The sequence below is a fragment of the Mesorhizobium sp. WSM4845 genome (genome assembly GCF_055811455.1).
In genome coordinates, this window is record NZ_JBVVQA010000001.1 from 263,271 (window position 1) to 287,046 (window position 23,776).

14 protein-coding genes and 2 pseudogenes are annotated in these 23,776 nt (G+C 62.0%); 6 read left to right on the top strand and 10 right to left on the bottom strand.

Going from position 1 to position 23,776, the window contains the following annotated elements:
* Position 1 precedes the first annotated feature (1 nt).
* The gene (locus AC0L2C_RS01185) at positions 2 to 700 is read left to right on the top strand and encodes a Fic family protein (protein ID WP_473522512.1); all 699 of its coding nucleotides are present in this window, start codon (positions 2 to 4) and stop codon (positions 698 to 700) included.
* A gap of 115 nt (positions 701 to 815) precedes the next feature.
* On the opposite strand, the gene AC0L2C_RS01190 is transcribed toward AC0L2C_RS01185, so the two are convergent.
* From AC0L2C_RS01190 to AC0L2C_RS01205, 4 genes are all read right to left on the bottom strand, one after another.
* On the bottom strand, positions 816 to 1,799 hold the full coding sequence (locus AC0L2C_RS01190) for an NAD-dependent epimerase/dehydratase family protein (protein WP_287280016.1): 984 nt from the start codon (positions 1,797 to 1,799) through the stop codon (positions 816 to 818).
* 172 nt (positions 1,800 to 1,971) lie between these two features.
* Positions 1,972 to 5,430: a chromosome segregation protein SMC gene (smc, locus tag AC0L2C_RS01195; RefSeq protein WP_473522513.1), complete on the bottom strand. Its 3,459-nt coding sequence runs from the start codon at positions 5,428 to 5,430 to the stop codon at positions 1,972 to 1,974.
* A gap of 117 nt (positions 5,431 to 5,547) precedes the next feature.
* Complete coding sequence (locus AC0L2C_RS01200; protein ID WP_287358019.1) at positions 5,548 to 6,294, bottom strand: DsbA family protein; 747 nt, start codon at positions 6,292 to 6,294, stop codon at positions 5,548 to 5,550.
* A 130-nt stretch (positions 6,295 to 6,424) separates the two neighbouring features.
* Entirely contained in the window at positions 6,425 to 6,925 is a 501-nt protein-coding gene (locus tag AC0L2C_RS01205) for a DUF721 domain-containing protein (RefSeq protein WP_128245130.1), read from the bottom strand.
* Between the two features lie 55 nt (positions 6,926 to 6,980).
* Between AC0L2C_RS01205 and mutY the strand changes: the two genes are divergently transcribed.
* Both mutY and AC0L2C_RS01215 read left to right on the top strand, forming a co-directional pair.
* Positions 6,981 to 8,117, top strand: coding sequence for an A/G-specific adenine glycosylase (gene mutY, locus AC0L2C_RS01210; protein ID WP_473522514.1), 1,137 nt, complete (start codon positions 6,981 to 6,983; stop codon positions 8,115 to 8,117).
* A gap of 46 nt (positions 8,118 to 8,163) precedes the next feature.
* Positions 8,164 to 8,790: an HAD family hydrolase gene (locus tag AC0L2C_RS01215; RefSeq protein ID WP_128245128.1), complete on the top strand. Its 627-nt coding sequence runs from the start codon at positions 8,164 to 8,166 to the stop codon at positions 8,788 to 8,790.
* A gap of 177 nt (positions 8,791 to 8,967) precedes the next feature.
* On the opposite strand, the gene AC0L2C_RS01220 is transcribed toward AC0L2C_RS01215, so the two are convergent.
* From AC0L2C_RS01220 to AC0L2C_RS01240, 5 genes are all read right to left on the bottom strand, one after another.
* Positions 8,968 to 9,768, bottom strand: coding sequence for an FkbM family methyltransferase (locus tag AC0L2C_RS01220; RefSeq protein ID WP_128245127.1), 801 nt, complete (start codon positions 9,766 to 9,768; stop codon positions 8,968 to 8,970).
* Between the two features lie 43 nt (positions 9,769 to 9,811).
* Entirely contained in the window at positions 9,812 to 10,219 is a 408-nt protein-coding gene (locus tag AC0L2C_RS01225; protein WP_473522515.1) for a hypothetical protein, read from the bottom strand.
* 200 nt (positions 10,220 to 10,419) lie between these two features.
* On the bottom strand, positions 10,420 to 14,475 hold the full coding sequence (locus AC0L2C_RS01230; protein ID WP_473522516.1) for a glycosyltransferase: 4,056 nt from the start codon (positions 14,473 to 14,475) through the stop codon (positions 10,420 to 10,422).
* Between the two features lie 65 nt (positions 14,476 to 14,540).
* Positions 14,541 to 18,155, bottom strand: coding sequence for a glycosyltransferase (locus tag AC0L2C_RS01235; protein ID WP_473522517.1), 3,615 nt, complete (start codon positions 18,153 to 18,155; stop codon positions 14,541 to 14,543).
* A 21-nt stretch (positions 18,156 to 18,176) separates the two neighbouring features.
* Positions 18,177 to 18,599, bottom strand: coding sequence for a hypothetical protein (locus tag AC0L2C_RS01240; protein ID WP_473522518.1), 423 nt, complete (start codon positions 18,597 to 18,599; stop codon positions 18,177 to 18,179).
* Positions 18,600 to 18,774: 175 nt separating this feature from the next.
* Here AC0L2C_RS01240 and AC0L2C_RS01245 point away from each other — a divergent pair, with 175 nt between their 5' ends.
* The 3 genes and pseudogenes from AC0L2C_RS01245 to AC0L2C_RS01255 all read left to right on the top strand — a co-directional run bounded on the left by AC0L2C_RS01245 (position 18,775) and on the right by AC0L2C_RS01255 (position 23,171).
* Positions 18,775 to 21,735, top strand: a complete 2,961-nt coding sequence (locus AC0L2C_RS01245) for an extracellular solute-binding protein (protein ID WP_128245122.1) — start codon at positions 18,775 to 18,777, stop codon at positions 21,733 to 21,735.
* Between the two features lie 299 nt (positions 21,736 to 22,034).
* Positions 22,035 to 22,898 (top strand): annotated as a pseudogene (locus tag AC0L2C_RS01250) (IS630 family transposase).
* Between the two features lie 30 nt (positions 22,899 to 22,928).
* Positions 22,929 to 23,171 (top strand): hypothetical protein, encoded by a 243-nt coding sequence (locus AC0L2C_RS01255; RefSeq protein ID WP_473522519.1) that lies wholly within the window; start codon positions 22,929 to 22,931, stop codon positions 23,169 to 23,171.
* Positions 23,172 to 23,180: 9 nt separating this feature from the next.
* Here AC0L2C_RS01255 and AC0L2C_RS01260 read toward each other — a convergent pair.
* A pseudogene (locus tag AC0L2C_RS01260) lies at positions 23,181 to 23,753 on the bottom strand (DUF1349 domain-containing protein).
* Positions 23,754 to 23,776: the final 23 nt, after the last annotated feature.

Genomic DNA, 23,776 nt, shown 5'->3' on the forward strand with positions numbered 1-23,776 from the left:
TATGGAGCACTTCGAGAAACGGTACGCGATGACCGAAAAGCAGGCCAGCCTGCGCATCAACGCGATTGCGTCAGCTCATCACCGCCTCAACTATATCCACCCTTTTCCAGACGGCAACGGCCGCGTCAGTCGCCTGATGTCTCACGCTATGGCGCTCAAGGCCGGAATCGGCGGCAATGGCCTATGGTCGATATCTCGTGGACTCGCTCGTGGGTTGAAAGATCGCGGCGAATACAAGCGCATGATGGATTACGCAGACAGTCCCAGACAGGGCGACCGCGACGGCCGAGGAAATCTTTCGGAATCAGCACTCAAGGATTTCGGCGAATGGTTCCTGACAGTCGCGCTCGACCAGGTGCGGTTCTCGATCACCATGTTCGACCTCAGACGGCTTGAGGCCCGCTATCGCGCCTTGGTGAAGGATATCGTTGACGACAAACGGGCGCCTGATCTGGTGGCGGCGGTATTGCGGCACGGCAGGCTGCCGCGTGGCGAGGCCAATTTGGTGCTGAAGACATCCGAGCGCACGGCACGGAACACGTTGTCGGAACTCGTCGACCGCGGTTTCCTGAAATCTGATACTCCGAAGGCACCGGTCCGGATCGCTTTTCCTCTCGATTTCAGGGAACGGCTGTTTCCGAATCTCTTCACCGATGCCGAAGTCGATGTCCCAGAACCACCGTCACTGTCTTTCAGGTGAGTGGAATTTCAGGAACCATCCATTCTATTTGAGGATGACAGTGATGGCCGTGACGATTCGAGGCCTTGGGGTCGTAGGAAGAAAGGCGCGCACCGCGACGACCCGCAGGCCGCAGTCACCTTGTCGTTGATCCAGCCCATTCCGACCGGTACCAGTCGACGAATTTTTTCAGCCCGTCTTCTGTCGAAACGCTCGGCTTGAAGCCGAAATCGCGCTCCAGCGCAGTCATGTCGGCATAGGTCCGCTCGACATCGCTGCTTTGCATCGGCTCGCTGTGGCGGATCGCTTTTACGCCGAGCAGTTTTTCCAGAGTGTCGATGAAATCGCCGAGCCGCACCGGCCGGTTGTTGCCGACATTGTACAGCCTGCTCGGCGGAACTTCAGCCGATGGCGGCTTGTCGAGCACGGCAACGACAGCTCTCACCACATCCTCGACATAAGTGAAATCCCGCCACATTTCGCCATTGTTGAACACCCGGATCGGCTTGCCTTCGAGCATCGCCTTGGTGAATATCCAATAGGCCATGTCGGGCCGGCCCCAGGGACCGTAGACGGTGAAAAATCGCAAGCCGGTCTGCGGCACCCCGAAGAGATGTGCGTAGGTGTGGCTCATCAGTTCATCGGACTTCTTGGTGGCGGCGTAGAGCGAGACGGGCTTGTCGACCTGATCGGTCTCGCTGAACGGCACCTTGCGGTTGCCGCCATAGACCGAGCTCGACGAGGCATAGACCAGATGCTCGAATGCGGGCTGCGCGCGACAGAATTCGAGCACTTCGAGATGGCCGACAACATTGGAACGGACATAGAGCCTCGGATTGTCGAGTGAATAGCGCACACCCGCCTGAGCGGCGAGATGGACGATCCTGACTATGCCTTGCCCGGCCAAAGCGTCGGCAAGAGCGCCCTGTTCGGCGATGTCGATCTGGTGAAATGAAAAATCCTTGTAAGGCTGCAAGCGGGCGAGGCGCCCCTTTTTGAGCGCCAGGTCGTAATAGTCGTTCATGTTGTCGACGCCGACGACCACTTCCCCCCTGCTCAGGAGATGATGGCAAACATGGCTGCCGATGAATCCTGCGGCTCCCGTGACAAGTACAGGCAACAAGGTTCTCCACACATATGCTGGCACATGATCGCGAAATCGAGATCGATTTCGGAGAGGATCATGCGCAACATCAAAACGCTCATCAGAATGAACGGAACCGACCCAGTCCAATTCGTGTTTTAGCCGAAAGCCCCAACAGGCGCTACCGACAAGCTGTGCGGTCGACGCTTCAGCTCGCCTCGCGCAGGGCCTCGGCCGCCTGCAGGTCGACCGACACGAGCTGGCTGACGCCCTGCTCGGCCATGGTCACCCCGAACAGCCGGTTCATGCGGGCCATGGTGATCGGGTTGTGCGTGATGATGACGAAGCGCGTCTCGGTGGTGGCCGCCATTTCGTCCATCAGATTGCAGAAACGCTCGACATTGTGATCGTCGAGCGGTGCGTCGACTTCGTCGAGGACGCAGATCGGCGCGGGATTGGTCAGGAACACGGCAAAAATAAGCGACATCGCCGTCAACGCCTGCTCGCCGCCGGAAAGCAGCGTCATCGTCTGCGGCTTCTTGCCGGGTGGCCGCGCGAGGATTTCGAGACCGGCCTCGAGCGGATCGTCGGACTCAATCAGTTGCAGTTCCGCCGTGCCGCCGCCGAACAGATGCGAAAACAGCCGCTGGAAATGGCCATTGACCACGTCGAAGGCAGCCAGCAGCCGTTCGCGGCCTTCGCGGTTCAGGCTCTGGATCGCCTGCCGCAGCTTGCGGATGGCCTCGATGATGTCCTCGCGTTCTGAAACGATGGTCTCCAGCCGGTCCGACAGCTCCTTCTGCTCTTCCTCGGCGCGCAGATTGACGGCGCCGAGCCGCTCGCGCTCGATCTTCAGCCGGTCGAGCTGACGCTCGATCTCAGTCATCTCCGGCATCGGGCTGTCGGCCTCCAGGCCGGTGTGGCGGATGACCAGATGCGGCGGCGTGTTCAGCGTTTCCTGGATGCGCGCCTCGACCTCCAGCCGTCTTTCATCGGCAGCGGTCAGCCGTTCTTCGGCGCGGACGCGGGTTTCGCGCGCCTCGGCCAGCGACTGGATCGCTGATGTCGCGGCCTTGTCCAGTTCGGACTGCTTGTTTTCCGCTTCCTGCAACCGGTCGCCGGCGGCCTGGCGCAGGCTTTCGGCTTCGGCAAGCTGCGACAGCAAGGCGCGCCGCTTGGCGTCGATCTCGTCGGGGGCGCCGGCCAGCCTTTCGCGTTCGGCCTCGGCCTCGGCCTTGCGTTCGCCGAGTGCGGCGATCTGCGTCGAGGCGTTTTCGGCGCGCTCCAGCCAGTTGCGGCGTTCCACGCCGATGGCGTCGAGGCGGCGCGAGCGCGCTTCGGCTTCCCGCCTCAAGCCTTCATGGACGGCGCGGGCATCGGCAAGGGTAGCGCGGTCGCGAGCGACGTTGGCCGCCGACTGATCGAGCTGCACCTGCAGATCACCGAGATCGGGAGCGCTTTGCAACAGCATCTCGGCCTCGACGAAAGCCGCGGCCGTCTCTTCATGGCTGTCGACGATGCGCGAGCGCGCCTCGTCAAGTGCGGCGCGCCGGCTCGACAGCTCGCCGCCGGCCTTCTCGGCCTCGGCCAGCGCGTTGCGGGCGGCGTCCAGCCCATGCTGGGCATCACGCCCGGCCTGACGGGCGTTGCGCTCGGCCTCGCTCGCCTGGGCAAGCGCCTGCTCGGCATTGGCAAGGGCCTCTTCGGCTTGGCGCAGGATGCGGTTCGCGTGGACCGCCTCGGCGTCGAGCTCGGACAGCCGGTTTTTCTGCGCCAGCCGCTGCGCGGCGGCGGTCGGCGCGTCAGCGCTGGCGGTGAATCCGTCCCAACGCCAGAGCGCCCCTTCGCGGCTGACCAGCCGCTGCCCGGGAGCAAGCTGCGCCTGCAACCACTTTCCGTCGCCGGCTTCGACGATGCCGATCTGCGCCAATCGGCGGGCGAGTTGCGCCGGCGCGCGGACGACGCTGGCAAGGCTCTTGATGCCTTCGGGCAGAGCGGCGTCGCCGGGCTGGACCTCGCTTTGGCCCCAATGCACCGGCGCGCTGCGGTCGAGCGGCACGTCGAGATCTTCGCCAAGGGCCGCGCCCAGCGCCGTCTCGTAGCCGCGCTCGACGCTGATCTGCTCCAGCACGGACGGGAAGAGGTCGCCGCTCGCGGCATTCAGGATCTTGGCCAGCGTGCGGGCCTCGGTTTCGATTCGCGCCAGCTCGGCCTTTGCATCCTGAACCGGTGGGCGGGCGGCGCTCTCCGCCGCGCGCGCCTCGGCGACAGCCTGTTCGGCGGCAATCGCCGCGGCTTCGGTTTCCTCGAGCAGCGCCAGCCCCTGCTCAACCAGAAGTTGCTTCTCGGCGGGATCGGCCAGGCCGGCGACCCTGGAGGCGATATCGGACAATTCCCGGTCGACATCGGCGAGCTGGCGGGCGAAACGGTCGCGGCGCTCCGCGGTATCGCGCAGCGTTCGTTCGATCTGGTTGCGGGAGGCGGCGGCCTCCGCCCGTTCGGCGGTCAGCCCGGCGAGTTTGGCTTCACTGGCAGCAAGCGTCGACGCCGCCTGTTCGACTGCCGCGCGGGTGCTGGCCTCGCGGTCGGCGGCGCCGGCGTTCTCGGTGTTGAGCGCGGCTTCTTCGGCGGCGAGGCGATCAAGAATATCCGCATTGTCGCGGACCATCCGCTCCTCGCGGACGATGTCGCCGTCGAGCTGCTGGAGCCGGCGGTCGAGCTCCAGTTGGCGGGCACGGATACGGCCCGCTTCTTCCTCGATCTGCGTCTTGGCGATCGACAGGCGCTGGAAGGCGGCAGCGGCGGCGGCTTCCGCGTCGCGCAGGTCCGGCAACCGATGGGCGCCGATCCCTTGCTCCCTGGCGGCAGCCATCTGGGCGGCGGCGCGGTCGCCCACCAGTGCCGTGGCGATCGCCAGCGCCGAGCGCGCCTCGCCTTCCTGCGTCTTGGCCAGCGTCCAGCGCAGATGCAGCAGCGTCGCTTCAGCCTTGCGGATATCGGCCGACAGGTTCTTGAAGCGCGAGGCCTGGCGAGCCTGGCGCTTCAGGCTTTCGATCTGGCTTTCCAGCTCGCCGACGACGTCGTCCAGCCGTTCCAGATTCTGTTCGGCCGCTTTCAGACGCAGTTCGGCCTCGTGGCGACGTGTGTGCAGGCCCGAAATGCCGGCCGCCTCTTCCAGTAGCGCGCGACGCGCCTGCGGCTTGGCCTGGATCAGCTCGCCGATGCGGCCCTGCCCGACCATCGAGGGCGAACGGGCGCCGGTCGACTGGTCGGCGAAAAGCAGCTGCACGTCCTTGGCGCGGGCTTCCTTGCCGTTGATGCGGTAGAGCGAACCCGCCTCGCGCTCGATGCGACGCGAAACCTGCAACTCGTCCGCGTCGTTGAAGGCCGAGGGCGCGCTACGGTCGCTGTTGTCGAGGAAAAGCGTGACTTCGGCGGTGTTGCGGGCCGGACGCGTTCCGGAACCGGAAAAGATGACGTCGTCCATGCCGGACGCGCGCATGTTCTTGTACGAGCTTTCGCCCATCACCCAGCGCAGCGCCTCGACAAGGTTCGACTTGCCGCAGCCGTTGGGGCCGACGATGCCGGTCAGGCCGCGTTCGATGACGAACTCACCGGGTTCGACGAACGACTTGAAACCGAGCAGGCGAAGGCGCGAGAATTTCATTCGCGCCGCCCCAAAAGCGGGTTCTGCAAAAGTGTTCCGCGGTTTGGTGACAAGAACTCGCGGCGCAACAAAAAGTTGCGCACGCCGAAGCGCAGCCGCTTAGGCGCTGCCGAGACGTCAGAGCAGAGGGTCGATAATGGCCGAGATTTCCTCAATCGACAGCGCCCCCTTGTAGGTCTTCCCGTTGATAAAGAAGGTCGGCGTCGAGTCGACCTTGAATTCATCGGCGCCGCGCTTCTGGACCGACCTCACATCGTCCAGAAGTTTCTGGTCCGTCAAGCAGGCCTCGAACGACTCCTGTGTAAAACCGGCCATCTTGGAGATTTGCAGCAGGGCGTCCTTTGTATTGGCGACACCTGCCCAGTTCGCCTGCTGCTTGAACAGAACGTCCACCATTGGGAAATAATTGTCCTTGGAGCAGCGCGCCAGCATGAAACCGGCCTCGGCGCTGGGATCGAAGGGGAACTCGCGCAGGATAAGGCGGGCTTTGCCGGTATCGATGTATTTCGTCTTCAGCGCCGGGAGGGTGGTTTCATGGAAATGCGCGCAGTGCGGACAGGTCATCGAGGCATATTCGACGATGGCGACCTTCGCGTCGTCCTTGCCGAGCTGCATGTCGGGCAGCGCGCCGGGCTTCAGCAAGGCAGCCATGTCCACCGTGCCCTGGGCCTCAGGCGCCTTGGCCGCGGCCGGAGCGGCCGGCTTTGCCGGATCGGCCGGCGTCATCGCATCGGCGGGGGCCGCAGGCTTCACATCCTCCGCCACGGCTTTCTCGCCCGAGTCGCTGCAGGCGGCGAGCAGAGCCACCGCCGGAATGGCGGCCAGTGACGACAGGAGGTTTCTGCGGGACAAAAGACGGGGCATACGAATCACCTGACAATGGTTGGATTTTGCAATGCAAAGGCTAGAAAAGGCGAGAGTTGGCGCGAATTAAGGCATCGCCGTCCCCATTCCAATCGCCAAAACTTGGCTACGCGATCACGAAAGCGCGAGATTATGTTTTCTTTTGACCGAGAATGGTGGCGCCGAGCCGCTCCAGCGAGGCGCGCAGCCCATCATCCTCGATCATTCCGACAGTGCCTGACAGCTTCACCTTCTCGGCCGCGGTCAGCGGCCGGATGCCTGGTTTAAGCCGGCCTTTGTCAACCGTGACCGGCTTTTGCACGATTCTGATCCGACCGATAGCGTTGAAGCCGAGGAAGGCGTTGACCCGGTTGATGATCTCGCCGGTCTCGTGCTGCAGATGGAGCGCCGCCATGCCTTCGCAGGCGATGACCAGCACCGCCGGCTCGAACGGATCATCTTCATGCATTCGGCGCGGCCACTGGATCTTTTCAGGGCGCGAACGGCTGGCAAGCCGCGGCCCGGCAATCTCCTCCCATGACTGGACGAGCCCGATCGACATGCCGGCTCGCTTGCGCAGCACCGGATCGAGGATCTGGGTTGCGAGATCACTCACCGGAACGGGATTGCCGAAGGGCCTTTTCCCTGCCATGTGCGTTCTCCAGTCACGACCTTCACCATGCATCGGTTAGGCCAGTCCTCGATCAATGGCACTGCACGACCAGACCCGCAAGACCGCATCCGGAGACAGCGGCAAAGCCGCATCCGGAGAAAGTGGCGAGATCGCGTCCCGCCTGCTCGCCTGGTACGACGCGCATCATCGCGACTTGCCGTGGCGCATTGCGCCGCGCGAGTTGGCACGCGGCATACGGCCCGATCCCTACCGGGTCTGGCTTTCCGAAGTCATGCTGCAGCAGACCACGGTCGAAGCGGTAAAATCCTATTTCCGGGCCTTTGTCGAGAAATGGCCCGATATCGAGGCGTTGGCCGCTTCAGCGACCGAAGATGTCATGAAGGCCTGGGCCGGACTCGGCTATTATTCCCGCGCGCGCAATCTCAAGGCCTGCGCCAATCTCGTCGCGCGGCAAGGCGGCAGGTTTCCGGATACGCAAGCTGGCTTGAGAGAGCTGCCCGGCATCGGCGCCTACACGGCGGCGGCGATCGCCGCGATCGCCTTCGACCAGCCCGCCGCGGTCGTCGACGGCAATGTCGAGCGGGTGGTTTCCCGGCTGTTTTCGATCGTCACGCCGCTGAGCGAGGCCAAGGGCGACATATGCACCTATGTCGAGCGCATGGTTCCAGCGACCAGGCCGGGCGACTTCGCCCAGGCGATGATGGATGTCGGCGCGACGATCTGCACGCCGCGGCGGCCGCGCTGCGGGCTCTGCCCGCTGCGCGAGGATTGCAGCGCCATTATTTCCGGCGATGCCGAACGCTTCCCTGTCCGCCTGCCGAAGGGCGAGAAACCATTGCGGCGCGGGGCTGCTTTCGTTGCCGTACGCGGCGATGGCGCCATCCTTTTGCGCAAACGTGGGGATCAGGGCCTGCTCGGTGGCATGACCGAAGTGCCGACGACCGGCTGGACCGCGCGGATCGACGGCGGCACCACAGCGGCGGCGGCGCCCTTCCCCGGCAACTGGCGGCCAGCCGGGAAAATTGGCCATGTCTTCACCCATTTCGCGCTCGAACTCGAAATCTTCAAAGCGATGATCGATGTCGCCGCCCCAGCGGGTCATTTCTGGTCGCTGGCCGACGAAATTTCCGGCGAAGCACTGCCCACCGTCATGAAAAAGGTAATCGAAGCAGCGATACCGGGCGCGACGAAGAAGCAGCGCGCACATTGAATCGCCCACATCGCCCCCCATTGAACTGCGTTGAACGAGGACAAGAATGACCGAAATCCGCCACATCGTTTTCGACATCGGCAGAGTGCTGATCCATTACGATCCGAACCTGCCGTTCAGCCGTATCATTCCGGATGCCGAGGAGAGAAAGTGGTTTTTCGACAATGTCTGCACGCATGACTGGAACATCGAGCAGGACCGCGGCCGCAGCTGGGAAGAGGCCGAGGCGTTGCTGATCGCCGAACACCCGGACCACGCCGAAAACATCCGCAACTTCCGCCGCCTCTGGCACGAGATGGTGCCGCACGCTTACGATGACAGCGTCCAGCTCATGGACAAGCTGATCGAGAGTGGCCACGACGTCACCATGCTGACCAATTTTGCGTCCGACACGCTTGCCGAAGCCCGGCAGCGTTTCGACTTCCTCAACCGCCCGCGCGGTGTGACCATTTCGGGCGAGATCGGCATGATCAAGCCGGATCGCGGCATTTACGACCATCACGCGACTGCATTCGGCCTCGAGCCCGCGGCCACGCTGTTCATCGACGACAGCCAGAAGAATGTCGACGGCGCCAAGGCGGCCGGCTGGCAGTCGGTGCTGTTCACTGACGCAAAGACGCTCGCGGCGGACCTCGATCGCCTGGGGGTCAGAGTCGTGTTGCCGGCCTTCTGACTGTACCCCACACGAATGAAGCCGAGCCGCTCCATAAAAGAATAGAATAAAGTTTATACATGGCCTGCCGCCCTTCGGCCATGCAGTGTCTTTGCCTTTCCGGCGGTGGGGCTTCTGAAGATATCCTTCCAGAATACGGTCCCCCAGGGTAAACTGTGGAGCGTCAAAAAAAGGAGTTCAAACGCCCGCCGCGCTCGACATCCCACGCCGAGCGTGCAGGTCCAGCCAGAACGAAAAGCTCGCACCAAACCAGAACGGTGTTGAGGTCTGCTCGTCGCGGAGCTTCGAGTAGTGGGCGTGTGTCCGGCGGACTTCATCCTGATCAAGCCATCGTCCAAGCGTATCCTCGCCGAATGGACCTGATGCCCCTTCCGGGAAAACCCAATCGCGTGTCCGCCGCAGTGTGCTCGTATCCCCAGCTTCCAATGCCAGCTGCTCCGGGGTGGGCGGAAGTTGCAAGGGGAGGAAATGGAACTGACTTACGCACTTGAATTCCCTGTAGCCGAGAGCGCTCAATTTCGTGACGAACTGATCGAGGTCACCTAGTTCAACTGAGACATACGCCGGCAGATCGGCACGATCTTGTAACGCTTCGATGCATAGGAAATCGTTACCTTCGATATCGACCTTAAGGTAGAATGGCACACCGTATTGCTCCAAGACCCATCCGAACGTCTGGCAAGGGACCTGGATCCTGTGGTGGGGCAATCCGTTGCGGGATGAAATAGTGCGGTCAAAAGAGTTCCAAACGCTGTGTGCTTCGCATATCCAGAAATCTGAGACGCCGGGTTTTGCCGCGATCCCAATGTTGACGATCTGCAGACATCCGCTTTCCAATTCTTTCCCGAAGCGGCTCACGGCGCCTTTGCAGAGATTTGGATCAGCTTCGATGGCTACGACACGAAAACCTCGGTGGAGGTAATATGCGGTATCATCCCCATTGTTCATTCCGACGTCATAGACCAAGTCAGCCTGCATGATACCTCGTTGTCTACTGAACCTGCATTGTTGTTTGGACCAATCAATCTATCTGGGCCAATTCGAGATCAACGTCCTTGATAACTTTCGGTTCAACTCGACTGTCAATGTAGACCTCGACATGACGACCTAACAGCCGCGGGCGGCATCTGTTCCCATTCACCGGTTGGGGCTGCGTTCGTGGACCGCCCTCTTGTTTATCATTCATTGCTATGGATCTCCAATGCCTGCGCATTTGACAATCGCGATCATGCTGACGGCTTCTGTACTTTCGCACCTCTATGAAAAACGCCGCCGCCATGCCGAAATCGGCCGCCAGCATCAGCCCTAAAGACCGAGACCGTAACCCACCGACGCACATCAGACCGTTCACAACTTCATTGCTGCACCACCAGTCGCGGAAATGCCGGGAGGTCGAGGTGTCCAGTTGCGGAAAGACTTTGTTGAACAAGATGTTGGCGATGTCTCCCCGTCTCCCATGAATGCACGATGACCATGGCCGCCGTGGGAGATAGGATGGGTTCGCTGGCTGGAACGCAAAGCAACGCCCGCCAGCATTACCATCGTGACTGAGTGGCTTGACTGAGTGGCTCGTCCCGAACCGGCGGAAACGGCGCGGCCGGCGGCCCCGGGAATATCGGATGACGCACGCTATTCCCGAGTCGCCCTGCTTTCATCATTGCGGACGCGCTCGGTCCACCAACCGGCCTCTCTCGCGATCTTTTCGAGCGCAGCCGAAAATTCGGGGCCGAATCGCTGCGGATCGTTGTGGGCGAGTGGGCCAGCCGCCAAGGCCAAGCCCAGCCGGTCTCGAAGCGCTCTCAACTTCTGGCGATCGTTCGCCAGCCCCGCAGCAATGAAGCGGTAATCGTCAGGGGTGTGTGCGACCATTTCAGGTAGTCCGAAGGCTCGAATCCAGGATGTTCCTGTCAACTCGCGAAGGGAGTCGCCGGCAAGAGTCAACGCAGGCGTACCTGCCGACAGCGCTTCGCAGACGGTCGTCGCTCCAGTGTAGGGAAAACTATCGAGATAGAGATCGGCGTTTGCCATGATCTCTCTCACTCGCTTCGGCGTCTGAGTCGACAGAAGAACCGCCCGCTCTTCCGAAACACCTGCAGCTTGCAAGCAGCGCAAGAGCCGATCTCGAAAACGGGCAGGCGCGAAATCCATCGACCAGTTGGACGCGAATGGACAGAGTACGAGCATAGACGCCGGTGCATCGCGCAAGATCGCCGCCCAGGTTTCCAGAAGCCTGTCCTCGACCTTGTGCGCCATCGCGCCGCTCACGAGCATCACTGCGTCTCTTGCGATACCGAGGTCCTGCCGGAGCTTTGCGGTTCTTCGAGGGGTCTCTTCGGTGAAGGCATAGGCGCTTTGGAGCGGCCCCTCGATCCAGGCCAGCTGTTCGACGTAATGCCTCTGTGGCTCGCCAGGTTCGGTGGCGCGGCACGACAATGCGAAATCGAAGCTGCGAAATCCACCAGTCGTCGGGCACACCGCGGCGTGCCAGATCTGAACCTCCGCCAGCCGGTGCGCGACAATAGCCGACGTCTTCTCGTAATCGGCGACGTAGCAGCCGGTTACGAAGAGATCCAGTTGCAGCGCTCGGATCGCTGCGACGGATTCGCCTACCGAAAGCCCACTTAGGCAAAGTTCGCGCTCGAAGCGCTTGCCAACGGAGACACCACCAGCCCCCTTGTCCATGCGGATGAGCACCGGTTCGAAGAGACTGCGGTCGATACCGGCGTACATGCCGAGCAGTGCCCAACCTTCGGGATTTGGCAACACATCGCGCACCAGAACACCGAGCCGCAATTTTCCGCTGGATGGGGGGCGACGGCGCGGCATGGCGAGGTGCGCGCCGTGCCGGACCAGCAGGCGCTCGATGCATCGGCTGCGCAGCCGAACAAGATCGCGCAATTCGCCGGCGCCGAAGATGGCGACCGTACTGCGCAACTCGCGTAAGCAACGAGCGGCCAAAGCGTAGATGGCGCTTTCAAGAGGCGCGCGTGCCAAGACGCGGTCGATACTTGAAAGCAAACGCAATAGAAAAGCACGATAGGTTTTACGGGCGCCTGCGGAATGAATATCGGGCGCGCGACCGAGATAGACCGCCGCACCATCCGGAAACCAGAGAAGCGGCGCAGGCAGGCTTTCCAAGTCAGGCGAAAGGGCCAGATAAGCGGGGCGAAACAGGAAAGACAGCAGCCATCCCCGCAATGCCGACGCTTCGGGGCGGTCACGTGGCCGGCCTGTCCAAGAGACTGCACTCACGAAGGCGACCGCTTCTGCGTTCTGGACAGCATGGCCGAGGCCCACGATGACGTCCAGACTACCTTTTTCCGAGGCGAGCAGGACCAGCGCCTTCGCGTCGCATGTTTCGATGAACTCGGCCAATTCCTGGCAAATCGCGGACAGCTCTACCATACCGCCGGCACCTCGATCTGAAACAAGCAACGCTTTGCCCTGCCCGATAAGAGAGCGGAACCTAGGCGACGGCCTCGCCTGCGCCTTCGGCAGAAACGGCGGCGCGTCGATCGCCTCGCGACCTTGAAGCTCCATACTGGTCAGGACGAAGGCTGCGACCGTCGCAGCCGCGCTCATACCGGATGTTTCGGGCACATACACGGAGTGAAACACGAGGTTGGAAGGCTTGCGCCCGGATCGCCGGGGCAGCCTGATCTCGATCTCGCCGGCACCATCGAGCTGTACGGCCGTGTGGATATTGCCGTCCTCGCTGACCGCGAAGAAGTGGCGGAATCCTGGAAGCGGACCGAAAAGCGGTTCGATACAGACGCGAAGGATAAGACCACTTGCCATTTCTGGCGTGCAAAAGGACATCTGGGCTTCGGCTAAGACGTTGCGCGCACCTCCCAATTCCGGCTCGACATGCCAACCTGAGCCTAGAAAGGCACGGCCGGAATCCTCAATTCCGAGGAAAATGCATTCGCCTAGATTAAGGATAGGCGAAATGCTCCGATCGTCAATCACCGACGGACTCAGGTCCAGCAATCCGATTTCGGCGATGCGAAGCAGCGCGCCCGCCGCGTCGGTAGCCGGCTCGAATCCGATTTCGATATCATTAGATAAGACCGAGACCTGGTTTGTGGGCAGTCGCACGACCAAGCTTCGTGTGCTCCCGAGCCAGCCTGAAAACAAGGAACGCCCGTCCTGACGCAACTGCAGCCAGCCGCGCGGCGGAAGTTCTCCGAAAGAAAGAACAACTGCGAACTTTCCCGACGACGCCACCTGAAATCGCATTCTGGCACTTTCGGCGCGCATGGTTGCCCCGCCGTCGTTGTCCGTTTCCCATTCGCTGATGTCGAGTCCAGCGGCAAGCGCTTCCGCGAAAGGAAGCAATCCCGCCGTGCACAAACAAGGCGCGGGCGCGTTGACTCCCTTGGTCGATACCTCCAGGCCAAGAATCCTTGGCGGAGGCGGTTGACGATCGGCCGGTCGCTGGGCTCCGACCCTAGTGGAGACCTCGACCGTGATGCATCGGTCCAACGCCCAAGGGTCGTAGGCGATCGGTACGCGCACGCGTATCGCATCGCTCAGTTGTCCGTGCCAGACAAGCTCCCCGTCGAGCTTGACCTCCGCACAGGACTGACCATTGTCCGCCCCAGCAGCAGGTTCGATTTCGAGCGCGAGGAGCAGCGCTTCCGGCGATGGGTCGATGCGGAACTCAACCAGACTACTGAATCGCGACGAAGACGTGCCGTCAAGCAGATCCGGTACAGGACGTAGGGGTTCGCGCCTATCCCTGAGAACGCCGGTCCAGCGATCGAAAGGTAGGAATTTCGGCCATCGCGATCTTTCCAGCCGAGCGACCGCAGAACGGTCCACCCCTATTTCCTGGCCCGCAGATACTTCACTCGGTGGGTATGTTCGCGAAGGCCTTCGGCTCGTGGCACCCGCTTCTTCGAGAATTTTCCGGGCACGGTGGCCAAGCAGGAATCGCAGCGCCTCCGCTTCATGTGGATCCTCGGTAAAACGCTCGGCGACTTCCGCAAGATCAAACAGCGCGTCGGAGGTGTCGGTTCTGTTGGCAAACTCGCGCGCGAGGTGCGGCATGGCGTCTAGCGCCTGGGCATGGTTATTGCCGCCATGAATGCGATAAGAACCCAGAACCTGCGGCACGTGGTCGGCGCGCCCGAAGAGCGCTGCCGCGCGGATGAGATAACAGTCGGCACTGATGCGCCAGCGCGGTTCAGGCATAGGCAGAACGCGCTCGAGCAAGCGCCGCGAGAACGCGTTGCCCGATGTCGGCGGAGATGAAAAAGCGCCGGTACTGAGCAATTCCGGACGGTTATCACCCGCACTCGATCTGATCGATGCGGCATGCACGCCTGTGCTGTGACCAGCACCGTCGATGGTTTCCAGCCCGAATGTGAGGACGGCGAGATCGTCGCTCCAGTGGTAGAGGATGACATCGATCGCGTCTGGACGAAGCAGATCGTCTGCGTCGACGAAGATCACAATGTTCCCAGTCGATCGGGCGAAGCCGACGTTAAAGGCAGCTGCCTGCCCGCGATTGTCGGTCCTCAGCAGTTCGATTCGACTGCCGTATCCCTCGAGAACCCGGCCGGTGGCATCCGTGGAACCGTCGTCTACCACGATCACTTGGGAGGGCGGGCATGTTTGGCCCAGGATGCTTTCGAGGCAGTCCTGCGTGAAATGTCCATAGTTGTAGCAGGTGACGATCACGCTTACTGTAAGATCCGCAGGTGCTTTCAAACTGGGTGGTCCGCCGTCGCTTCGCCTCTGATCCCTCATTTTTCCTGATCCACTAGCTTGCGCCGTGCCTTGTCGCCCGATGCCCGTCCATGCCTGGCTGCTACGCGCGATCGTCCAGCGTGTCGGACGACCTCGACGGCGCATATCGCGCCGCCGAGCATGCCGGGGCTGCTGGCGCCAACGGCAATGGCGGCCACGACGGCATCCACTTCGATCGTCAGCAGCGGGCCGCGTTTCGCGTCAGAGGGCACGATCGGCAGGCGGAGCGTTTCGAGGCCGGCTATCTGGGTTTCGGCGTACGCATCCCCACACATCAACCGAAGATGCTGCCTCGGTCGAAGCTGGGTTAGCACGGCTACATTCAAGAACTGCGAGTCTTGAGGCAATGGCGGCAACTTGAGGGCAGTGCGATGCACCGCAAACCAGAGCGCCGAATCAAGCACCGGATACCAGTCCGAGGGCGCGACGGTAAAACGCGACAAGGTCCCAGCATCGAAGAAGGATGCCGCAGCTTCGGAAGTCCCCTCATCCGGCTGGATCGCAGGTGAGGCAGGCCTGAAAAGCTGAACGGAACCGAGCGTGAACGGCCAATCGCCTTCCAATCTGCCTTCCAGCACCGGACACGCCTCCCCTTCCGGAAGGTCGACCGTTATCAGATTGTCGGCCCCCAACCAGTAAAGGCAGGTTCGTCCGCCGACAGACAATTTGGCCATGACCGGCTCCGTGTGCGCCGCCCTCATCGTCAAATAAAGTGCCAGCCTCGCCGGTCCAAAACCTGCGGGCACCGGAATGCCTAGCCGGAAGTTGCCGGGCGCCAACAACGCTACCTTTCCGTCGGGGATTAATCCCCGCGCGTCTCGCCCGGGGCCATCCGCATAGGGTCCAGCGTCATGGCGGATGTTTGGGCTAAGGACGGTGCCGCCACGACCGTAAGTGAGCGCATCCACTCGAAGCGAAGCGAGTCGCAGAAAGGGCCATCGGCCAGTTCCCGGATCGGCTCCGAGCCAAAGCTCCACCTTGAGCCGGCCCGATATTCCGGCGATGTCTTGGGAGACCATCACGGAAAAGGATCTCCCGTCTGGGGCCTCGTGGATTTCCATCATCACGCCGTTGACGACAACCTGCAGCACGTCGACGAGCGGAGAGCCGACGTCGTCCGCCAGGCAAAGGCAGAGCGAGTAAGGCGCACGCTCATGCACGGACAATGCCAGAGTTGCGTGCGCACCCGCCATCGCTACGCCATGCCTGTCCGGCCAGTCCCATCCATTGACCAGCATTCCGTCGGCCCGCGAGAATTCAGGCGGCCAACCAGCGTGCGATCGTTTGCGTGAGAATAATAGCTCGTGCGATACGGGAATGCGTGGCGCAACCGGCGGCGCTGCCGGTACGAGAGAAATCTCTAACAGCCGGAAGCAAACCCGTTCGGCCTGCGCGGGAGGCACCCGCATGCTCACGCATGCCGCGTATGCTCCCGGGCCCGAACCGATCGGCGTCCAGCGCAGGAGTAGTTCCTGCGGCAGTGTGAATTCCATCGAGCCGGTTCTATGAAGGTTGAAATCACCGATGGCAACGCCGTTGAGGCGCACTTCGATGCCCCGGACCGGCCCATCGCCGGAAATTTCGAATTCGAACCTTGCCCGCCAGTTCGCGGCGATCTCCGGTAAACGAAAAGCGAGAAAGGCTTCGGGCGCTTCCGGCCTTAATCCGGAAATTTCGCCGAGCGACCACCCCCCGCCGACGATCCGGCGTGCCTTCGGCGACGTGGCGAACGCGACACGCTCTCCAGGGCTGAGACGCGGCCATTTCGCGGGCCCGGCCGCATAGACAAGATCTATCAACTCGGGTTTCAATGCGGCGATGGAATGGGCACCCGCAGCCTGGCCGCCGATTGCCAAGCGCGATGACTCGATCGCTCGCCGTAGCCTATCGCCAAAGGTCATAGTACGGGATGTCAATGCGTCGCCAACCCCTCCAGCCACGTCCCTCATGATCCGTGTCAACGAGCGATCCGGGCTTTCGAGCGTGACCTGCAACAGCAGCCGCCTGAGGCCGAGGCGAAATCGCTCCGCAAGGGGGGGCGGCATGAATTGCGCCAACTTCGGCAGGATGCCTCGCCAAGCCCGCGCACGCTGCACCTGAAGCTTTGGGAGCAGGTAAGGCTCGGCGCCGAGGACCCGAAAGTAGCCGTTTCGGTCATGCACGCGATACTGCCCCAACACCTCGTCGAGATCGGCTGTCTCGCCCAGCGTCGCGCATGCGATTACCAGATACAGGTCGGCGCAAAGGCGCCAGTCCTGCTCCGGAATCGGAAGCACGGCCTCCAGGATTTGCCGCGGAAAGGCGTTGCCACTGGTCGGCATGAAAGGAAAGATGCCGCGCGCTGCGAGCACGCCGCACAGCCAACCTTCGGAATCACGTCCGTCGGGCGCATAGAGCCCGATCGGCCGGCCAGCCTGGTCCACAGTCTCCAGCCCGAACTGCAATCTGGACACACCGCGCAGCGATGCCTTGCCGATCTGCTCAACCAAATTTGGAAGCAGCAGGTCATCGGCGTCCAGGAAAAGTACAATGTCTCCGGTCGCGTGCTTGAATCCCTCGTTTAGGGCGGAGGCTTGGCCGCCATTGGTCTTGAAGACCGAAACAATTCCCGGCGTGGCGGTAATCATCTCGCGCGAGCAATCGGTCGAACCGTCGTCGACGACGATTACTTCCCTCGCGGATACCGTCTGGTTTAGCGAAGTCGCAATCGCATCGCCTAAATAGGAGCCGTAGTTGTAATTATTGATGACGATGCTTACAGACCGGCGCGGCGCGCGCCCTAGCGCCGTCACAGCTTCGTCCAAGGCGGCGGCCAACGCGTCGGCATGGTTGGGCAGCGCGTTCAGCAACGCTTCCAGCGCGAGGGCTCGACGGGCGTCGTCGCGACGGTTCCTGGGCGATCCAGACACGGAGGCGAACGCGCCCGGCAGATCAGAAGGCATCGAGACGTCATAGGTCAGGCTAAGGCCGGCGAAGCAATTTTCTCCCACTACAATCAACTCAACTCCCGCGGCGAGCGCGGCAAAGGCAGTGATTGATGGACCCGAAATGAGCGCCACGGGCAGCTGCTCGGCCGCTCCTTCCACCTCGTCGGACGTTACCGGCGACGGGCGGGTTTCCGCAGGAAGCCAGCTAAGCGGCAATTCGTTAACCACAACGTTTCCGAAGGTCGTCAGGGTAGCAGTTTCCACTGGATCGCCAGTCAATGGCAGGCTGGCTATAAGAGCACCAACTGCGTCGACGCCCAGCGTCGAGCCAAAGGCAGAAACCAACCGCCACAAACGACAGTCCTCACCCTGTCGCCCGCTCGGGAGGTATTCTGAAAGGCGAAGGCGTCCGCTGATCCAGCTGCTGCTGACCGAGATTGTCGGTAAGTGCGCGGCCGCCGCCGCCGCAAGCATGTCGCCGTGCTCCGGATCGTCGCGGCCGCACGTAAGAACCGCTGCGCCACCATTCGCGGCGACATCTGCTGCAAGCGCGACCCTTAGGGCGATGGAACGCGCCGCCAGCCGTTCAGCCAATCCCATTTTCAGACCGAGCGCATGGAAAGACGGCGTGACCGAACAAACCACAGACTCGGCAGAGTGAATCACTCCCTTGTCAGTGCGCATTCGTCATAGGCGACCGGGAACTCAGTACCGCCCGCCTCCCGCTTGTATAGGTTCGCTGCTCCTGGTTGCAAGGCGCGTTCTGGGCCCAGGCAAGCTAACGCGCACGCGGGCGGGAAGCGCGCTCAGGACCGACGAGTCCAGCCGAGCGATTGCAGAGGGTGACAAGGCCGCCAGCACGGATGCTGGCATTGCGCCGAGGAGCGGGGCAATGCAACGGCTAGACGGATAGCTGTTGAGGAACGCATTAATGTCACGCGGCGACCTGGACTGCAGTGCCGTGGCGCACATCGCGCCTTCCGCCTCATTGACGTCCCGTTCGGCCTGGGTTTTCGCCATGACCCGCCATTCCGGAACGCAGCCGACCTGGGTGAGTGCGATGCCGCCGAGCGACACGCCCGTGATCAGCGATCGTGTCAGTGCAGAAAGCTTTTCGTCGCCAGGCATGAAATGCTCCAGAATTTCAAACCAATGACTGCGTCGGGGCGCCTATTCCCTCGATTTTGTAATATTACACGGAAACGATGTGATTCAAAGCCGCCGTGATGGCCCCTTTTTCTTTACCGTCCGTCGGCGGTGCGGTAAGGAAGACGCACGATCAAACCGCTGAGGGTTCAGTAGAATGCGCCCAAGCCTTCTCTTCCGGTTTCTGGCGTTTCAGAACACACTCGCCGCCACACTCGCTCTGATCCTCGCCGCCGCGATATCGGTTGCCTTCACCGATTCCGCGCTTGCCCAACGGATCGCGCTCGTGATCGGTAACGGCAAGTACCAAAGTGCCGGAACGCTGGAAAATCCGCCCAAGGATTCCGCGGCGATCGCCGAAAAGCTTCGCGAGCTGGATTTCAAAGTTACCATGGCGATCGACTCCGATCTGCGAGGCATGCGCGCATCGTTGCAGGCGTTTACCGAAGCTGCGAGTTCCGCCGAGATCGCAGTGATCTTCTATGCGGGCCATGCGATCCAGGTAGACGGCGAAAACTACCTCATCCCCGTTGACGCAAAAATCCGCTCTCGCGACGACCTGTCGCCCTCGGCGGTTCGCGCCGGCGAGATTTACGAGAGCCTGTTGAAGGCCCACCCACAGGTAACCGTCCTCATCCTCGATGCATGCCGAGATAATCCTTTCACCAAGGCGGTCAAGGCCCCCGCCGGTCTCGCTAGTGGTTCAGCTTCCTCGGCCATGCTCGTGAAACACCCTAACTCCGGCGGTGCGATCATCGGTTTCGCCGCCGCGCCCGGAGCGGTTGCCTATGACGGCGGGGCCGGCAACAGCCCCTACACGACCGCCCTGCTGCAGTGGATCGACCGGCCGGGCCTCGAACTCGCCACAATGCTGCGCCGCGTTCGCAGCACGGTGGTCGAATTAACACGTGGCGCACAGGTTCCCTGGGTCGAGGAAGCCCTGCTGCGCGAAGTGTACATGCATCCTTCGGATCCCGCTGCAATCGCCAAACTCGAATCCGGCGAGAAGCTTCAGGTCGCACTTCTCGACACGATGCGGGCTCTAGACAATCCAGAGGAAAAGATGGCCGCCAGTGAATTCTACAAGCGATTCACTGGCAACGACCAGGCGGCGCATCTCGTGCTCGGGGAGTCCGCGGCGAACCAGCAGAATCCAGACAACGCTTTCGCCACCCAAGCTCTTGTGTGGCTGTCGATCCGGCAAAGCCGAGATCCGGAAGACTTCCGCAAGTTTCTGGCGACCTACCCGGAAGGACCATTCGCGCTCCTCGCTTCTGCTAGGCTTGAGCGCGTTGAGGCTGATCGGTTCAAAGTCGCTTCGCTGACGAACAAAACCGGCATTCTGATAGTGGGGGAGACGTCTGTTACTGCCGTCACACCGGTGCCTTCGGAAGCAATGGTGCCCGGAGCCAGCACTGACGCAACTAAAGCACTGCGCCCGCAGGATGCACCTGCGCAACCGCAGCAGCCCGCTGCCAAACCGGCGCCCGTCGCCGGGGGGGCGGAAGCAAAAGTGGTCCGCCCCGAAGCGCTCGGACCGGCGGCATCTCAGGGGCAGCAGGTGGCCGCCCTTGAGACCGACGATCCGCTTGAAGGAGAGGCCGCACTCGGGCTCTCGCGCGATGCGCTCTCAGGCGTGCAGATGCTTCTGGCAGCCTCCGGAAACTATAGCGGGGCCATCGACGCCAATTTCGGCCCTAGGACGCGCGGGGCTATAGCCGCCTTCCAGAAGTCGGCTGGTCTGGCCGATAGCGGCTATCTGAGCCGGGCGACGCTTCAAGGGCTGACAAACCATTACGCCCGGAAGGCGCTGTCGGGCATGGCACATGCCAGCGCGCGGGCGGCCGTACATCTGGTGGCCGCCGTGGCATCGCGCGGGCCCGGTGCCCGCCCGATCACTTTGCGCGTCGCCGCGATGAGCCGCAACGACCAGGTCCACGCCTTCTGGAACAACCTTGCCCAGGATTTCGAAGCCGCGCATCCGGGCTACCGCGTCGAGATCACCCACCAACCCGACTATGAGTACAAAGAGAGGCTGCTATCCATGCTCGGCTCGCCGACGCCTCCCGACATCATGCACACCTGGGGCGGCGGCCATCTGGAGGCGCTGAGGGTCGCCGGGTTCGCACGAGACCTAACTAAAGATATGTCTGACGGCTGGGCTATGGAGTTCCGGCCCGGGGTCTTGCAATCTTTCACTCAAGACGGTCACGTCTACGGCGTGCCGTCGTCCGTGGAACTTGTATCGCTATGGGCAAACAAGGCCCTTCTAGAAAAAGCCGGTGTCACAAGGGAACAACTCGCGACATGGGACGGATTCCTCCGGGCCGTGCACCAGCTGCGATCCGCTGGAATCGTTCCGATCGCCATCGGCGGCCGCGACCGCTGGCAGTTCCAGTTCCTCTATGGAATGCTGGCGGAGCAGATCGGCGGGCGCGACGCTTTCGCCAAGGCCTATGCTGGTGGCTCGGATGGCTTCATAGCGCAACCTTTCGTCGCCGCCGGAGACCGGCTGCGACAGCTGGCAGACCTCGATCCGTTCCAGCCGGACTTTCTCTCCGTTGGCGAGGGGGACGCGGGAATGCTCTTCTCCAAGGGTAAAGCCGCGATGATAGTCACAGGCAACTGGCGTCTCAACACGATGCGCTGGAACTGGCCGGGTGGCTTTGACAGAATGAAGAATGAGCTCTTGCGTCTGGAGTTGCCGGGCACTGCCCGTGGGGTCGATGGAGCGGCCACCTACGGCGGCGCTGACGGCTACGTCATTAACAGCAAGGCGCCCGACCTGGCAGTGGAACTGCTCCGCGTGCTCTCCTCGCCAGCCGTCCAGACGAGGATCGCAGAGCTTGCCGACTCGGTCCCCTCCGTCTCAGGAGCCGACCTGGGTGTCTCCGATCCATTCGTCAGAGAGGTAGCCGACACTCTGCTCCGCAGCAGCTACCACCAGCTTTACTATGATCAGGCGCTCGGACCGGAAGCCGGCGAAGTCGTGAATGACATAGCAACCCGCCTGGCGACGGGTCAGATAGGCGGTAGAGAGGCCGCGCACCAGATCGATCGCGCCTGGCAGCAGGCTCTACACGAACGATCGGATCAACCGGTGCCAATCAAGCCGTAGCTGCGGCACCATCCCCGAAGCGGGCGCTGGGCATCCGCCTCTCCAAGATACCCAGAGGCAGATAAGCGCATCGAGATCGGTGCGTCCAACTCACCCGGATGCAATTGCTTTGCGATATAGCCACGGTTACTGGCGCGATGTTACGATGCTGCATTACAGTTGGCCGCCTGAGACGCGGCCGGAATGTCCGCCGCTCCGCTCGTCTTAGCCTAGAGCGGTTCCTGATTTGACGGAATCGAAGGGATTCCGGATCAGTCGGTTTTGTGATTCAAGATGCTGGCTGGAGTGGGGGCCAGCATCTGATGACGCGACCTCTTTCGGATGATCTTCGCGAACGTGTTGTAGCGGCGGTTTTGGGTGGCGAGAGCCGCCGGTCGGCCGCGAAACGGTTCGGCATTTCGGTTTCGGCGGCGGTGAAGTTGTTGCAGCGCCATCGGGCGACTGGCTCGGTTGCGCCTGGCAAGATGGGCGGACATCGCAAGAGGGTGCTGGAGCCGCGCCGTGCCTTCATCGAGGCCCGTGTGCGTGAGACGCCGCATCTGACGCTGCATGGTCTGAAGAATGAGTTGGCCGCTCGCGGGATCAAGGTCTCGCACAACGCAGTGTGGCAATTCCTGCGCCGCGAGGGGCTGAGCTTCAAAAAAAACGCTGTTCGCCCTTGAGCAGGCACGCGCCGATATTGCCCGCAGGCGCCAACGATGGCGATCCTGGCAGGCCGGCCTCGATCCCCAGTGCCTGGTCTCGGCCACTGGCGCACGCTGACTTTCCTTGGCGCGCTGCGCTGGGATCGGCTCGCAGCACCTTGCGTCTTCGACGGCCCGATCAACGGCCAATGCTTCCGCGCTTATGTCGAGCAACAGCTCATCACCGTCCTTAAACCCGGCGATATCGTCATCATGGATAACCTGGGAAGCCATAAGTCGGCCGCCATCCGACAGATGATCAAGGCCGCCGGCGCCAGGCTTTGGTATTTGCCGCCCTACTCTCCCGACCTCAACCCGATCGAGCAGGCCTTTGCCAAGATCAAGCACTGGATGCGCCAAGCCCAGAAGCGCACCGTCGAGGATACTTGGCGACACATCGGCCACCTCGTTGAAACGATCGAGGCAACCGAATGCAACAACTACTTCGCAAACGCCGGCTACGCTTCCGTAACAACGTGAAAGACTCTAGCTATCCGTCTTCCTGCAGTTGTGGTCGAGGCCCTCGAACTCAGGGAAGGCGACGGGATTGAGATCCATGTCACCGATGCCCGACAATTCGGCGTCGCGCGCAAACCTGCGCGCGAGGAATTGCTGAAGCGGCTTCGCGCCTTCCGCGGCCGCCTTCCCGCCGATTTCAAGCTCGACCGGGTGAGGCGAATGCCCGCTAGCTTGTTCGACCGCAATCGGCTGTCGGAACGATACTGCTGTGAAAACGGCGCTCCGATCCGCTGACAGCACGCGTCAGTCATGGAGTTCCCTCGAGATCGCCGGGCCGACTGAAAAATCGCCGAATGTGACTTCGAAACCTTCACGTTGCGGCGAACAGCACATCATGCCGACATCGACTGTTTTCGAGGGCGGGAAGTAGGCGAGCCGCACCGGCTTCCAGCGATGGTCGGAGGCATCGAGATACTGAACACGGATTGTCTCGGCATGGCGGGTCAGCCGGATCCTGACGCCGTCCGGTCCGGCCGGGATGCTGACCAACGACCAGTCGGAGGCATCGTTGGTGACGACGACGGAAAAATAGGCGAGCCCGTCGGTGAACTCGATGCCGGCCTTGACCTAATGCGTCTCGCTCAGCCGGACCATCAAACCGGCCTGATCATAGTAGTCCCCCTTGACGGTGACCTCGGCGCTGAAATCGCCCTCGACCTGCCGGTAGAGGAAGTGGCCATTGTCACGCCAGAAGTCATAAAAAGTCTCGCGCCAGAAATCGGTCTCCTTGCCGGTCCGCACGTGCACGGAGTTGTCGCCGAAAGCATGATGCGGTGGCGGGTTGAGCCAAGTCAGTTCTGCAGGCTGAGATGTCATCGACTTGCTAGTCTCGCAGGTTC

What these genes read in the sequence shown, in the direction of transcription:
- AC0L2C_RS01185 (WP_473522512.1), top strand. Translation starts at nt 2, where the DNA reads ATGGAGCACTTCGAGAAACGGTACGCGATGACCGAAAAGCAGGCCAGC.
- smc (WP_473522513.1), bottom strand. Translation starts at nt 5,430, where the DNA reads ATGAAATTCTCGCGCCTTCGCCTGCTCGGTTTCAAGTCGTTCGTCGAA.
- AC0L2C_RS01200 (WP_287358019.1), bottom strand. Translation starts at nt 6,294, where the DNA reads ATGCCCCGTCTTTTGTCCCGCAGAAACCTCCTGTCGTCACTGGCCGCC.
- AC0L2C_RS01205 (WP_128245130.1), bottom strand. Translation starts at nt 6,925, where the DNA reads ATGGCAGGGAAAAGGCCCTTCGGCAATCCCGTTCCGGTGAGTGATCTC.
- mutY (WP_473522514.1), top strand. Translation starts at nt 6,981, where the DNA reads ATGGCACTGCACGACCAGACCCGCAAGACCGCATCCGGAGACAGCGGC.
- AC0L2C_RS01215 (WP_128245128.1), top strand. Translation starts at nt 8,164, where the DNA reads ATGACCGAAATCCGCCACATCGTTTTCGACATCGGCAGAGTGCTGATC.
- AC0L2C_RS01220 (WP_128245127.1), bottom strand. Translation starts at nt 9,768, where the DNA reads ATGCAGGCTGACTTGGTCTATGACGTCGGAATGAACAATGGGGATGAT.
- AC0L2C_RS01235 (WP_473522517.1), bottom strand. Translation starts at nt 18,155, where the DNA reads ATGCGCACTGACAAGGGAGTGATTCACTCTGCCGAGTCTGTGGTTTGT.
- AC0L2C_RS01240 (WP_473522518.1), bottom strand. Translation starts at nt 18,599, where the DNA reads ATGCCTGGCGACGAAAAGCTTTCTGCACTGACACGATCGCTGATCACG.
- AC0L2C_RS01245 (WP_128245122.1), top strand. Translation starts at nt 18,775, where the DNA reads ATGCGCCCAAGCCTTCTCTTCCGGTTTCTGGCGTTTCAGAACACACTC.